General features: G+C 60.7%; 12 protein-coding genes. All 12 read right to left on the bottom strand.

The genetic code is table 11. From position 1 onward, the window contains the following. Positions 1–844: DHH family phosphoesterase (locus KBC96_14690; protein MBP6965641.1), on the bottom strand; the 844-nt coding region annotated here is incomplete at its 3' end. A gap of 141 nt (positions 845–985) precedes the next feature. After that, on the bottom strand, positions 986–3,400 hold the full coding sequence (gene secD / locus KBC96_14685; GenBank protein MBP6965640.1) for a protein translocase subunit SecD: 2,415 nt from the start codon (positions 3,398–3,400) through the stop codon (positions 986–988). Positions 3,401–3,589: 189 nt separating this feature from the next. Next, on the bottom strand, positions 3,590–4,252 hold the full coding sequence (locus KBC96_14680; protein MBP6965639.1) for an HD domain-containing protein: 663 nt from the start codon (positions 4,250–4,252) through the stop codon (positions 3,590–3,592). A gap of 54 nt (positions 4,253–4,306) precedes the next feature. Next, positions 4,307–5,419, bottom strand: coding sequence for a tRNA guanosine(34) transglycosylase Tgt (gene tgt / locus KBC96_14675; protein MBP6965638.1), 1,113 nt, complete (start codon positions 5,417–5,419; stop codon positions 4,307–4,309). 175 nt (positions 5,420–5,594) lie between these two features. Then, a complete protein-coding gene (locus tag KBC96_14670) occupies positions 5,595–6,503 on the bottom strand; it encodes a tetratricopeptide repeat protein (GenBank protein ID MBP6965637.1) in 909 nt (302 codons plus the stop codon). Positions 6,504–6,676: 173 nt separating this feature from the next. Beyond that, positions 6,677–7,993 (bottom strand): UDP-glucose/GDP-mannose dehydrogenase family protein, encoded by a 1,317-nt coding sequence (locus KBC96_14665; protein ID MBP6965636.1) that lies wholly within the window; start codon positions 7,991–7,993, stop codon positions 6,677–6,679. Positions 7,994–8,238: 245 nt separating this feature from the next. Then, the gene (locus KBC96_14660; protein ID MBP6965635.1) at positions 8,239–9,063 is read right to left on the bottom strand and encodes a response regulator transcription factor; all 825 of its coding nucleotides are present in this window, start codon (positions 9,061–9,063) and stop codon (positions 8,239–8,241) included. Between the two features lie 303 nt (positions 9,064–9,366). Then, the gene (locus KBC96_14655; GenBank protein MBP6965634.1) at positions 9,367–9,981 is read right to left on the bottom strand and encodes a 1-acyl-sn-glycerol-3-phosphate acyltransferase; all 615 of its coding nucleotides are present in this window, start codon (positions 9,979–9,981) and stop codon (positions 9,367–9,369) included. A gap of 1 nt (position 9,982) precedes the next feature. Next, on the bottom strand, positions 9,983–10,657 hold the full coding sequence (locus KBC96_14650) for a (d)CMP kinase (protein MBP6965633.1): 675 nt from the start codon (positions 10,655–10,657) through the stop codon (positions 9,983–9,985). A 29-nt stretch (positions 10,658–10,686) separates the two neighbouring features. After that, complete coding sequence (locus tag KBC96_14645) at positions 10,687–11,613, bottom strand: prephenate dehydrogenase/arogenate dehydrogenase family protein (protein ID MBP6965632.1); 927 nt, start codon at positions 11,611–11,613, stop codon at positions 10,687–10,689. After that, positions 11,606–12,646 carry a 3-deoxy-7-phosphoheptulonate synthase gene (aroF, locus tag KBC96_14640; protein MBP6965631.1) on the bottom strand — a complete coding sequence of 347 codons (1,041 nt, stop codon included), beginning with the start codon at positions 12,644–12,646 and terminating at the stop codon, positions 11,606–11,608. Before aroF ends, KBC96_14645 begins: the two co-directional genes overlap by 8 nt. 82 nt (positions 12,647–12,728) lie before the next feature. Next, complete coding sequence (locus tag KBC96_14635) at positions 12,729–13,829, bottom strand: histidinol-phosphate transaminase (GenBank protein ID MBP6965630.1); 1,101 nt, start codon at positions 13,827–13,829, stop codon at positions 12,729–12,731. Positions 13,830–14,017 lie beyond the last annotated feature (188 nt).

Here is a 14,017-nt window from a genome sequence, read left to right as displayed (position 1 = left end):
CTATGTTTCGGCTGGTGATCCCCTTCGCGCCCAGACCGGACCGGTCAACGAGGGCCCTGAGACCCAGTTTGCCGGTCCTTGCGATCTCCTCCATACCGAACTTGACCAGGATTCTGTTCTCGCCGAGAAGCGGTACTACATCCGCGACCGTGCCGACCGCCACGAGGTCTATGAACTTCCGACGGTAAGCCTCCACGTCGTATCCGCAGTCACGGACCAGGGCCTCCGCAAACTTGAACGCTACTCCCACTCCGGCGAGATCTTTGAATGGGTACGCGCACCCGGGCTTGAGCGGATTGATGAGCGCGAACGCATCGGCAAGTTCAGCGGCGGGCTCGTGGTGATCGGTGACTATCAGGTCAATCCCGCACGACCTGGCAAGGTCGGCGGCCTCGACGGCGGAGGTTCCGCAGTCGGCGGTTATGACGAGTCCGACACCCTGCTCGCGGGCGGCCTCGATAGCAGGCGGACGGATGTCGTAGCCGTCGCGCTGCCTGTGAGGAACGTACCAGGTCACATCCGCGCCGATTGCCGAGAGCACGCGCACCAGCAGTGCGGTGCTCGTGATGCCGTCCGCATCGTAGTCTCCGTGGACCATTATCTTCTCGCCCTGCTCGATGGCCCGCCTGGCGCGCGCGACGGCAAGATCCATGCCGTCGAAGAGCCCCGGATCGTGCAGATCGGCCATCGTGGGGTTGATGAACTTCCGCGCCTGCTCCGCGGTCCGAATCCCCCTGTTCCACAGAACGGTACTCAGAACACGCGAGACGGGCACCTCGCGCGAGAACGTTTCGTCGAGTTCAGCTTCGGGCGTCGGGATCTCCCAGCGTTTCGTGCCAAGCATTGGCTAGCTGATACCTCCAAGTGCTGACCACATAGTAATGCATTTCCGAGCGAGAAGGCAATATACCGTCAAAGACAGAGAGCCCGCGGTCGGCCTGGAGGACGGTCGCGGGCTCTGTTGAGTCAGGATCTGCGGATCGAGTTAGAAACGTCTCCGACGTTTCTTCGAGGCGGCAGACTTGGCCTTGCTCTCCGCGGATTCGATCGTGCCTGTGTCAATGGAGGCGACGCCGCCGCCGTTGGCCGACGCGACCATCGGACGCTCCTCGATGGCGGGTGTACGCCCCTTCTCGGTGAACCTGTTCCACAGAACCAGGAACTGGCTGGCAACGAATATCGAGGAATACGTCCCGACGAAGATACCGATGAGAAGCGCTGCCACGAATCTGGATGTAACGGGTGCGCCAAACACCTGCAACGCCGCAAGAGTGATAAGTACCGTCAATGACGTGTTGATCGAGCGGGCGAAAGTCTGAACGATGCTCTTGTTCACCAGCCCATCGAATGTCTCCCCCCTGGCCCGATGCCGCAAGTTCTCCCGGATGCGGTCGAACACGACAATCGTGTCATGAACGGAGAAACCGATTATCGTCAACAAGGCGGTGATGAACAGACTGTCTATCTCCCAGCCGAAGAACTTGCCGAAGATGGCAAACGCACCTATGACGATGCCCACGTCATGCAGTAGGGCGAGGACCGCGCAGACTCCAAAACGGAAGCCGTAGGCAAGACCATAGATGGCAAACCGGCCAGTAAGGTACAGGACGATGGCAATCGAAGCAAACAGCACCGCCTTGACCGCATTCGCCGTCAACTCACGGCTGATCGTCGGACCGACCTGTTCGAGGCTCGGCATCTCGAAATCGCCTATCTTGCTCTTCAGTTCGCTCTTGACGGACTCGATCTTCTCCGCAGACATGTGCTTGGTCCGTACGAAGACGACCTTGTCGTCCTCCGTAGACTTCTGGACCATGCTGCCTTCGAGTCCTCCGATGCCGTCAAGAACACCCTGGACCTCGGCACGCGTAACAGCCCGCTTGAACTCCAGCTGCATCATGCTGCCTCCGGTGAAATCAATGCCCTTGTGCAGAGTGCCCGCACCGAGCCAGTAGTACAGTCCCGGAGCGAGGAAAAGCGCGCTGATGGCGAACCAGAGGTACATACGACCTACGATTTCCACGCCGTGGCCGGTCTTGCCGGATACCCACTGCCGCCCGAGACCGAACCACTTCGGGTTGGTCGCCATGCCGGTGTTGACCAGCAGATACAGCATGGAACGCGTGACGGTAATGGCCGTGAACATGCTGACCGCGACGCCGAGGAAGAGCACGGTGGCGAATCCCTTGATGGGACCGGTGCCGTAGACCCAGAGGATCGCACAGGTGATAGCCGTGCACATATTGGAGTCGAAAATCGAAGTGAACGCGCGCGAGAAGCCGGCGTCAATCGCCGCGCGCAGAGTCTTTCCGTTGCGCAGTTCCTCCTTCAGGCGTTCGAAGATGAGGACATTGGCATCCACCGCCATGCCGATGGATAGGATGTAGGCGGCGATCCCCGGAAGCGTCAGAGTGACCGGCACGGCCTTGAAGATCGCCATCGTGAGCAGGGCGTAGATGATGAGGGCAATATCCGCCAGCAGTCCCGGAAGCAGATAGTACCCTATCATGTACACGATCAGTATGGCTACGCCGATGAGACCGGCCCGGACGCTCTTGTCAACTGAGTCCTTGCCGAGCGACGCCTCTACCGTCTGCTTCTGGACGACCTCGAGCGGAACGGGCAGAGCGCCTGCGTTGAGCAGTTCGGCCAGCCTGGTCGCTTCCTGCACATCCTTGAACCCGCCCTCGATAATCGCCTTGCCGTCGAGGATAGCGGTTCGGATCACCGGCGCGCTTATGATCTCGTTGTCCAGGATTATGGCCAGGTAGTCGCCGACGTGACGCCTTGTGAAGTCCGCGAATGCTTTGCGGCCGTCTCTGTTGAACTCGATGGCGACGTAGTTCTTGCCATAGGGATCCTTCTGGGCCTGGGAGTTCGGCTTGAGATCTCTACCGGTGATGATGAGCGGAGCGGTCCCCAGTATCTTGGCCGCCGGAACGTCGTTGCCCTCCTTGTCGGTAAAGACGTATACGTCGTTGCCGGCGTTGTCCGGCTCGACGTCCATGGTGATCGGGGCATTCTTGTGGCGGTCGCTCTTGACGTTCTGGAAGTACCTGAACTCCATCTGCGCGGTCGACTTCAGTGTCTTTTCAGCTTCCTCAGGGTCGTCTACGTCCGGAAGCTCGACGATGATCTGCTTCTCACCCTTGGGCTGAACGATCGGCTCGCTGACGCCGACGGTGTTGACGCGGCGTTCGATGATCTTGAGCACGGCCTGAAGCTTCTCGGGACCCCACTTGTCGCCCTCCGCGAGCTTGTCGGTCTGCGCCTCAAGTACCAGTCGGGTGCCTCCGGCGATGTCGAGACCCTGCTTCGTCGGCACCTTGACGATCGTCACTATGGATACGACGACGAGCGCCAGAGTGAACAGGAATATCCAGATTTGCTTATTTCTCAAGGTATAATATCCTCCCGGGTATACCCGCTGGGTCATTGTGTGCCGGTCTTGCGAAACTGCCACGCAACCGGCGGCAAAACAGACATATTATACAGATGAGTCGGCCCATTGTCAATGAACTCAAGCCGACAGTGATCCGCACAGGACGGGCGACGCCGCCCACTCAATGCGAACGCACACAACCCTGCACTACAGATCGTGGCCGTTGATGACCACCTTGAAGTTGCACCCCAGCACGTCCGCCGCGCGCCTGCACATCACCATTCGCAGCAGGAAGATCTCGAAGTACTCCATCACGCTGGCCGACTCGACATCTACCGTAAGTTCGAGGCTGATCATCCGCTCCCCGGGATCTACACGGAGGAACGACTTCTGGACCGCATGGTTGACGCGGTCGTGTATGTCGAACGCACGAGGGTTCGGGTTCTGTACGCGAGTGAAGTGCACGTCGGACTTGTCGGCGATAATGACCGCCGCGGCGACGTCGTTGATGGGGAAGCCGTTGTCCTCCTCGTGATTCCCGATAGCGCCCATAATGATCGCCGTCTCGCCGGAAGACATCCCCAGGCCGTACAGAATCGTCTCGGCAAGGACAGCGCCGGTCTCGGGATGGGTGCACCGATTGATCACGTTGCCGATGTCGTGCAGGTAACCGGCGATTGCCGCGAGTTCAGCTTCCCGCGCCGGAAGCCCGAGTTTGCGAGGAATGCTCCGCGCCATTCCGGCGACTATTACGGCATGCCGGAAGCCGTGCTCGGTGTACCCGATGGCGTTCATCTGCTCATTGGCCTTCTCGATATAGGTCCTGACTCGGAGATCGCGCTTCACGTCCCTGAGAGTGAGCTGAGCCATTTTTTCCATTCCCTTGTCGGGCCCGATGGAGTCCTTGCTTCCCGCGACCCGCGCTTACGCGTCACCTTCCGCCGCGCACTTCGCCATGAAGTCACGTCGGAAACCCGGCACCCGGTCTGCCTGGATCGCCTCTCGCAGGCCGCGCATCACACGCTGGTAGAAGTACAGGTTGTGGTACGTCGCCAACCTGCCGGCGAGCATCTCCTCCGACTTGTAGAGATGCCGGATGTAGGCCCGCGTATACCGCCTGCAGGTCGAGCAAGCACATTCAGGATCGAGCGGAGTGAAATCGTCCGCGTATTTGGCGTTCTTGATGTTGATGCGCCCGTAGGTCGTGTACATCGAGCCGTTTCTTCCGAGCCTCGTCGGAAGTACACAATCGAACATATCCATGCCCATCATCACGAAATCTATCAGGTCAACCGGGGTACCGACACCCATCAGGTAGCGCGGCTTCTCCGAAGGAAGCAGCGGTGCGGTCCACCCGACGACCTCGCGCATGGCTTCTTTCGGCTCACCGACGGAGACACCCCCTATCGCGATGCCGGGAAGATCAAGGCCGCTGATGAACCCGGCGCTCCACTCGCGCAGTTCCCTGTGGCAGCCTCCCTGAACTATGCCGAATACCGCCTGGCCTTCGCTCGCGGCCGCCATGGACCGCTCGGCCCAGCGATGCGTCCGTTCGGTGGCTTCCCGTGTGTATTCGTAGCTGCTCGCATAGGGCGGACACTCATCGAACGCCATGGCGATGTCGGCGCCGATGGCTGCCTGAATCTCCATCACCCTCTCGGGAGTGAATGTGTGGCTGGAACCGTCTATGTAGGATCTGAAGACGACTCCGTCCTCATTCACGCGCCTGAGATCCTGCAGGCTGAACACCTGGAACCCGCCGCTGTCCGTCAGGATTGACCTCGGCCAACTCATGAACTCATGCAGACCCCCTGCTCTCGCTATGAGTTCGTGTCCGGGGCGCAGGTACAAGTGATACGTGTTGCCCAGGATGATGCGGTAATCGAGTTCCTCGAGTTCGTCCTGTGTCATCGCCTTGACGGTAGACTGAGTGCCGACGGGCATGAAGACCGGAGTCTCGATGACGCCGCGGGTGGTGGTCAGCCTGCCGAGCCGGGCAGCCGTATCGCCGGAGGTCTTGAGGAGATCGAACCGCATGCCTGGGTCAGACTTGCTCATCGCAAGTGCGAGTATATACCCTTAGTAGATAGTTGTCAATGTTCCGCAAGCACGGCTATCGCCTGCTTACCTTCTCAGGCAAAACGCCATGCGCACGGCGGTGTGCTCATGGCGTTCGGCGGATTGCCTGACTGTCACCCGGCAGCGACCGAGGTCAACCCAGTCTCAGAAGGCGCTGTTCCGCCTCCAGATTGGTGGGATCAATCTCGAGCACTCGTTTCAGCTCGGATCTGGCATCTTCCGGACGTCCGCCCTGCTCGTATGCAGCGGCAAGGTTCATGCGCGCGCCGACAAAGCTTGGATTGATGTCCAGGGCTCTCTGAAACTGACCCATCGCCAGGTCTACCATACCCTGTCCGAGGTAGCCCTGTCCGAGATAGTTTCTGATATCGGCGTACTGGGGGTGCATGTCGGCGGCTTCCGAAAGAACCTCGGCCGCCTCATCGTACTTCCCCTCTCGCAGAAACTCAAGTCCTCTTTCCTGCAGCCGGGCACTGGCGTCCACGTCAGTCTCGACTAGGTCTTCGATCAGAAGGATCGTCTGGCGAGGCTCTCCGGCCTCCCACATCTCCATGGCTCGGACATACCTCGCATCACGGTAGGCGGGCTGCATTTCCGCCGCCTCGCGGACGTTGGCGATGCCTGCGGGGTCGTGGCGCTGCAGTCGGCTGAGGCCGAGGTAGAGGACGGCCTTTGCATAGCCGGGGTTGATCGAGATAGCCTTCTCGAACGAGAGTGCGGCGTCCTCCAGCTTGCCCTGCTTGTAGTAGACAACACCCATGTGGAAGTTGAGATCAGCATACTCCGGGTGGAGCACCAGAGCGAACCTGAGTTCCTCCTCAGCACGCTGATACATTCGCATCCGAAGGTGGGCCAGCCCGAGGTTCGCGTAGGACTCGCCCATGTAGAATGAAGCCAGCTTCCGTTCCGGAGCGTCTTGCTGCGAGACGCTCTTGAGCACGCGCTCGAACTCCGCGATTGCTTCGGCATAGAGACCCCTGTCATAGAGACCCATGCCTCTGCTGTAGCACTCCGTGCGGCCGACATTCTCTGATCGCGACACGTGGATACACCTCCAGTAAACTTGAGTGGGAGTCACAATGGAGTCAAGCGATTGGTCCCACGTGTATCATTATCGGATGCTCAGGGGTTGGGGATTAGGTATCAGGGGCCGGTGATTGGGGATTCGGGCGGCCTCGCCGATGCGGCCGCCCCAACCGACTCATTCTTCGCTGGTCACCGCTTGCCATTCCCGTTCGGGGTAAGGCGGCCGATGCTGTGGTACTCGAACCCGAGCCGCTTCATCCGGACTGGATCCCACATGTTGCGCCCGTCGAAGAGCAGGGGGCGCTCCATGGAATCCCGGAGCTTCTCCATATTGAGGAAGCGGAACTCGTTCCACTCGGTGACGAGGAGCACGGCGGAGGCGCCCTCGGCCACCTGATAGGGGTTCTCACAGTAAGCGATGTCCGGGTATATTCCCCGGCAGTTCTCGATCGCGATAGGATCGTAGGCCTTGACGGCGGCGCCGCCGTCAAGAAGCTTGCCGATGATCTCTATGGACTTGGCATCGCGCATGTCATCGGTATTCGGCTTGAACGCCAGGCCGAGTACGCCGATCGTCTTTCCCGCAACGCCGCCGAGTGCCTCGGACAGCCGTGCCACAAACCGCTGCGGTTGATCGGTATTGATGTCGAGAGTGGCCTTGAGCAGGGAGTTGTCGCACTTGTACTTGGCGCAGGTATGAACGAGAGCCTTGACGTCCTTACCGAAGCATGAGCCGCCGAACCCGAGTCCGGCCTGCAGGAACTGATCCCCGATCCTCTTGTCGTAGCCCATGCCCTTCGCGACCTGGCCCACATCGCCTCCGGCAGTCTCGCAGAGCCCTGCGATCGAGTTGATGAACGATATCTTCATCGAGAGAAAGGCGTTGGAGGCATACTTTATGATCTCGGCGCTCGTCACGTCGGTGATCAGCATCGGACGCTCGAGTGGGGCGTATAGCTCCAGCAGCTTCATGGCGACGGTCTGCGAGGGAGCGCCGATGACAATCCTGTCCGGATAGAGCGTATCGTTGATGGCACAGCCTTCTCTCAGGAACTCCGGGTTGGAGACGACGTCGAAATCCACCTCGCGGCGCCGGTTCTCCTCAATGATCCGGCGCACGAGATCACCGGTGCCGATCGGGACCGTGCTCTTGTTCACGACGACCTTGTAGCGGTTCAGGTGCTTTGCGACGCCGCGGGCGACTTCCGTGACCTGCGAGAGGTCCGGCTCTCCGTCAGGCCCAGGGGGCGTCCCGACAGCGATGAATACGACCTCTGCCTTCTCTACACCGGCCCCGAGATCGGTCGTGAAGGACAGGCGATCGTCCTCCACATTCCGAGCCACCATTTCCTCAAGGCCCGGTTCGTAGATAGGCATGATGCCCTGGTTGAGTTTGTTGATTTTCTCGGGGTTGACGTCCACGCAGACGACATCGTTGCCAAGGTCGGCGAACACGGCACCAGTCACAAGCCCGACATAGCCTGTCCCGATCACGCAGATATCCATATCCTATGAGTTCCCTTCCGTCCGGGGTTCTTCCGGCGAAACCCACCTCGAATCCGTTCAGCGCAACCATAGCACGGCGCCGGAGCAGTGTCAAGGAGGCGGATTCGCCGAGGTATCATACCTATTATCGGACAGTTCCCCGGTCATTCCTTAATGCTGTAGCGAGACTGACGAGGACGCGGGAAACGACAAGACGGAGCGCCGCGGGGCGCTCCGTCTAGGATGCTTGCAGTTCGAGGCTCAGATCAGGCGGTCGCGGCCGTGGTTTCGAACTTGTAGCCGACGCCCCAGATGGTGGTTATTCTGCAGGGTGAATGGTCTACCTCGATCTTGCGCCTGAGCCGCTTGACGTGCTGGTCCACCGTGCGCTCGTCGCCGAAAAACTCGCTGTAGTCCCAGACCTGCTTCAGCAGTTGTTCCCTGGTAAATACACGATCACGGTTGCTGGCCAGGTGCCATAGGAGGTCGAACTCCTTCGGAGTGAGGTCAACCCGTTTGTCGTTGACCTTTACTTCGCGAGACAGGACGTTGAGGTAGAATCCGGGCAGGTTGACCACCTGCTGGTCCTCCGGCTTGGAGACATCATTCGAGCGGCGCAGGACGGCGCGCACCCTGGCAACCAACTCGCGCGTACTGAAAGGCTTCGTCACGTAGTCGTCGGCACCGAGTTCGAGGCCCAGAACCCGGTCAAACTCCTCATCTCGGCCGGAGACCATCATGATCGGGGTGTTGCTGAAACGGCGAACCTCCCGACACACTTCTAAGCCATCCAGTTCGGGGAGAACGATATCCAGGAGAATGATATCAGGCCGTTCATCGCGGGCTGAGTTTAGGGCATCCCTCCCGCCAAATGCGCAGACCACATCGTATCCGGCGCCTTCGAGTTGGAGCCGTACCAGATCACACGTGTTGGGGTCGTCTTCGACAACCAGTACCTTCTGCTTGGCCACTTGTGTAGTCCTCTCGCTGTCAAAGGTTCGCGAACTCCAGCAGAATCCCGCCGGTGAACTCCGTGAGGCGCAACGGCCCGGAGAAACGGTCGCGGCAGATACATATCTGAACGACTGCATGCCCGGATGACGCCGAACACGCCTGACGACCGCCCGGCTCGATACGGTTCGGGCCGTCAGCAGATCGAGGTGCAAAGACCGTTACAAGGCGACCATAACCGTAGGAAGGCACGACTCAGGCTTGCTTGCTCGGCCACGAGCATCGGAATCGGGATACCCGGAGAAGACCCTGCCGACCCGATTCTTTATTACAGTATACTTACTTTGAACCACCCTGTCAACAGAAATGAAGAAAGTCCGACCGGTTTCGTAAAGAAAAGTGACCGCGGGTCTGGTGGAGGCTACGCCGCCGACCAGAGAGAGTCAGCTACCCTGCGGTGATTGAAGCTCGGCAATCGCGGACATGATCCGGCGGCCGACCTCCTCGACGGCGGACCGGTCGCATGACCCGGCGAGGTCATCGAAACGCATCGGGCTTCCGTAGGCGACCCGGCACCGATGGCGTCTTAGACGGCTCGAACCCGACGGAAGCACTCGATTCGTGCCGCTCACGGCCGCCGGGACGACCGGCGCACCGCTCTTCAGTACGATCAGACCAACCCCGGGCTCAGGAGACCGCAACTTGCCGTCGGTGCTCCTCGTGCCTTCGGGGAACAAGCCGACCACGTGGCCCTCATTCAGCAGTTCGATCGCGCGCTTGAGCGCCCGACGGTCAGCCGTCCCGCGCCGGACCGGGAACGCGCCGACCCTCCGAATCAACTCACCGAGAACCGGAACTCTGAACAACTCTTCTTTCGCCATGAAGTGGACCTGCCGACTCATTCCGGCGCCGACCGCGGGCGGATCGAGATGGCTGATATGGTTTGAGCAGACGATCACGCCTCCAGCCTCCGGGATGCTCTCCGAGCCGATGCTCTCCAGCCGGCCGGTCAGAGTAAAGAGGAGCCTGCTCAGGAACCTGCCAAAACGGTAGAGCATCTTACCCTGCCAATCTCTCCCGGCAGAGCGACATCACCATCTCGACCACCTGTTCGATCGTGATCCCGTCGGTGGCGATCTCGACGGCATCCGGTACGCGAGTGAGCGGGCTGTGGGCGCGTGTGCTGTCACGCTGGTCGCGCTCCTCGATCTCGCCCCTGAGAGTGACGAGGTCTGCGTGCATCCCGGAATGAAGCATCTCGGCGTAACGGCGGCGCGCGCGTTCCTCGACCGAGGCTGTCAAGAAGACCTTGACTTCGGCGTGAGGCATTACGACCGAACCGATGTCCCGGCCCTCCATGACGCAGCCGCCCTCCCCTCCCATCTTTTTCTGGAGCGCGACGAGCCGCCTGCGGACACCAGGTATTGCCGATATCGGCGAGGAAAGGCGAGTCACCTCCGGCGTACGGATAGCGGTCGAGACATCCTGACCGTCGGCGAGTATCCGGGAGCCGTCGCCGACCTCGAACCGGATGTCCATGCGCTCGACCATCTGCACAATGCGTTTCTCGTCCTCGAGCGGTATGCCGAGTTCAAGCGACTTCCAGGCGGCGGCTCGATACATTGCCCCGGTGTCTATGTACTTGTACCCGAGCCTGCGGGCGACCTCTCGCGCGATGGTCGTCTTCCCGGATCCCGCCGGACCGTCTATGGCTATGGAAAGCTGTCTGGGCATCGGTTGAGCAGGAGTGCATGGTTCGGTGTTCAGGGCTGCGGGACGGAGAAGTCCGATGCCGGACCCTGATCCTGCGACTCTGAACACCCGTACAACTCGTCGCGCGCGGCCTTCGCGTCGGCGAACCACCGCCCAAGGGACTCCGAGTCGCCGGACCTCATATACTCGACCGCGCGGACAATGGCGGAGAAGAGCCCCGCCGCCGATTCGCCTACGGCGCTTGCGTTCGTCAGGCATATATCGCGCCAGAGGACGGGCGGGCTGGCCGCTACGCGCGTCATGTCGCGAAAGCTCCCGGCAACGAGTTCGAACAGCACCGGATTGCGCTCGGCCGCTTCTTGCGCGAGCAGGACAAGAGCCGCCGCCATGACGTGCGGCAGATGGCTCACGACCGCCGCGCACCTGTCATGTTCATCGGGGTCCATGGTGACCACGCGGGCACCTATCCCCTCGATGGTCGCGGATATCCGCCGAACGACATCGAAATCTGTCTCCGCGTCGGGAGTCAGCACGTAGGTCGAACCTTCGAACAGATCGGCCCTAGCGGCGGAGACCCCCGCTTCCTCCGAGCCTGCCATCGGGTGCCCGCCGACGAACGCCGCACGCTCTTCGAGCAGTTCCGTCGCCGCCCGACAAATCTCGCTCTTTGTGCTCCCGGCATCGGTAACGACGCAGTTCGCGTCGAGGAATGGAAGCGCTTCGGCCAGGAGCGGGATCACCGAACGAACCGGGGTGGCGATGTAGAACAGATCGGCCTTGTGGACCCCCTCCTCGATGTCGAGGGTCCATGAATCAACCGCGCCGAGATCGGCCGCCATCCGCAGGCGGTCGGTGCTTCGACCGATCCCGACGACCTCTCGTGCCATCCGCTTGGCGCGAAGGGCCATGCCGAACGATCCGCCGATCAGACCGACTCCCAGAATGGCGACGCGTTTGAACGCGGGGGGGTCAGGCATCGGGACTCCAGCCCGCCTTCCTGCCGATCGCCAGCGCCAGTGGGTGAAGCTCTCTCATGAACTGCGCGAACGTTTCCGGCTTGAGCGACTGCACACCGTCCTTGAGGGCCTTCTCGGGCTCAGGGTGGACTTCGATCATCAGACCGTCCGCTCCGGCAGCGACAGCCGCCTTCGCGACGGGAGATACAAGGCTCCACCGGCCGGTGCCGTGGCTCGGGTCGGCGACCACGGGCAGATGGCTTAGCTGCTGGACCGCAGGTATGGCGTTGATATCAAAGGTGTTCCGTGTATAAGTCTCGAACGTGCGGATGCCCCGCTCGCAGAGGATGATATCGTAATTGCCGCGCGCGGCGATGTACTCCGCCGCCTGCAGCCATTCCTCTATAGTCGAGGACATCCCCCGTTTGAGCATGACCGGCACGCGCATGTTGCCGATCTCCTTGAGCAGCGAAAAGTTGCTCATGTTCCGCGTGCCGATCTGCAGGACGTCGGCGTACTTCGCCACCATCTCCAGGTCGCGCAGGTCGAGGACTTCGGTGACGATCGGCATGCCCGTCTCGGCACGCGCGATATCGAGTATCTTCAGCCCGTCTTCGCCGAGGCCGTGGAAGCTGTAGGGCGAAGTGCTCGGCTTGAAGGCGCCGCCCCGGAGGATTCTCGCACCCGCCGCCCGAACGAACCTTGCCGTCCGGAGGCACTGATCCTCGGTCTCGACGCAGCACGGCCCGGCCATCACGACGACTTCTTCGCCGCCGACGCTCACATCGCGCACCTTGATCACCGATTTCTCCGGGTGGAACTCCCGCCCGACGATCTTGTACGGCTTGAGGATGGGGACGACGCGCTCGACGTAGGATATGGACTCGATCTGCTGGGCGATGAGAACCTTGTCCTCTTCGGGCGCTCCGATCGCACCGATGATGGTCTTCTCGACCCCGCGCGAGAGGTGGATGCCGTAGCCGCGACCCTTCAGATTCGCGATCAGCTCATCTACGTTCTGGTCGGTTGCCTGTGATGACAGGATTATGATCATGGGAAGACCCTTCTAAGCCCGGAGTGGAGAGTTAAGAGAAGGAGACGGGGCAACCCGCCGCTCGGGGACTTCCGACCGCTGTTCAGCAGAGCGTAAGCACTTCGCGCAGCGCGGTCACGAACCTCTCGTTCTCCTCTTGCGTGCCGATGGTCACCCGGAACCAAGTCGGCATGCCGAATATGTCGCCCGTTCGCAGTATGACCCCGCGCCGAAGCATCTCTTCGAAAAGCGGACGACACTGCTTCTTCGTATCGAACATGACGAAGTTCGCCTCGGTGGGTATGAAAGGCAGGCCCATAGCCTCGAACTCCCTGTAGAGGTACTTCTTGCCCTCGGAATTGACCCTGCGAGTGCGGGCAACCTGATCCGGATCCCGAAGGCTGGCAACCGCGCCCACCTGCGCAATGCTGTTGACGTTGAAGGGCTCGCGGACCTGGTTCAGACACTGGATGATCTCCGGGCGCGCGATCCCGTAGCCGACCCTCAATCCTGCAAGACCGTAGACTTTCGAGAACGTCCGCAGGATCACGGCATTTCGGCCCGCCATGACGTAGTTGAGCGTGTTTGGGTAGTCGTCGCGCTCGACGTACTCGTAGTACGCCTCGTCGAATATAACTAGCGCTCGTTCAGGGACGCGCAACATGAACCGCTCGAGTTCCCGCGCGGTCACCATCGTGCCGGTCGGGTTGTTCGGATTGGTTATGAAGATCAGCCTGGTCCTGTCGTTGATCCTGTCCGCCATCGCATCGAGATCGTGCGTATAGTCTTTCAGCGGCACCATGATGCAGCTGCAGTCGTTAAGGACGGCTGCGGATTCGTAGCGCACGAACGACGGATCCGCCTGGATCACCTCATCGTCTTCCGATAGAAACGTGACGCCGATGTAGTGGATCAGTTCGTCCGACCCGTTGCCTATGCAGAGCATGTCCTCGCCGACCCCCCAGTGAGACGCAAGCTCCTTCTTCAGATGATAACAGGCGCCGTCAGGGTAGAGTGAGACGGTCTGGAGGGCGGTCCTCATCGCCTCGACGGCCTTCGGGGACGGGCCGAGAGGGTTCTCGTTCGACGCGAGCTTGACCGGGTCTTTGATCCCGTACTCGCGCTCTACCTCCTCGATCGGCTTGCCTGGGGAATAGGGCTTCAGCCGGCATATATTCTCGTTGACCAGATCACTGAGCGCCATGCGTACTCTCCTCTTCGTGCTTCCTGAGTTTAGCACAATCTCGCCGGAGTTGGCAATGACGGCAGGGCGAACGCACGTTGTTGATAGCCATCTAGGTCCCCACAAAGATCGCCTCCAGGAATGACGTGTCCCAGCAGGCTTGTTTTATCGATGCCCTCACGCTCATCTTGCCCTTTACCAGGTTGATC

Source organism: Armatimonadota bacterium (assembly GCA_017993055.1).
Taxonomy (GTDB): Bacteria; Armatimonadota; UBA5829; order DTJY01; family DTJY01; genus JAGONM01.
The sequence above is the reverse complement of the archived record's forward strand: the minus strand, read 5'-3'. Positions and strand labels throughout refer to the sequence as shown.

Coding starts and splice junctions, on each gene's coding strand:
- KBC96_14680 (MBP6965639.1), bottom strand. CDS start 4,252: ATGGCTCAGCTCACTCTCAGGGACGTGAAGCGCGATCTCCGAGTCAGG.
- tgt (MBP6965638.1), bottom strand. CDS start 5,419: ATGCGGTTCGATCTCCTCAAGACCTCCGGCGATACGGCTGCCCGGCTC.
- KBC96_14665 (MBP6965636.1), bottom strand. CDS start 7,993: ATGGATATCTGCGTGATCGGGACAGGCTATGTCGGGCTTGTGACTGGT.
- KBC96_14660 (MBP6965635.1), bottom strand. CDS start 9,063: ATGCAGTCGTTCAGATATGTATCTGCCGCGACCGTTTCTCCGGGCCGT.
- KBC96_14655 (MBP6965634.1), bottom strand. CDS start 9,981: ATGCTCTACCGTTTTGGCAGGTTCCTGAGCAGGCTCCTCTTTACTCTG.
- KBC96_14650 (MBP6965633.1), bottom strand. CDS start 10,657: ATGCCCAGACAGCTTTCCATAGCCATAGACGGTCCGGCGGGATCCGGG.
- KBC96_14645 (MBP6965632.1), bottom strand. CDS start 11,613: ATGCCTGACCCCCCCGCGTTCAAACGCGTCGCCATTCTGGGAGTCGGT.
- aroF (MBP6965631.1), bottom strand. CDS start 12,646: ATGATCATAATCCTGTCATCACAGGCAACCGACCAGAACGTAGATGAG.
- KBC96_14635 (MBP6965630.1), bottom strand. CDS start 13,829: ATGGCGCTCAGTGATCTGGTCAACGAGAATATATGCCGGCTGAAGCCC.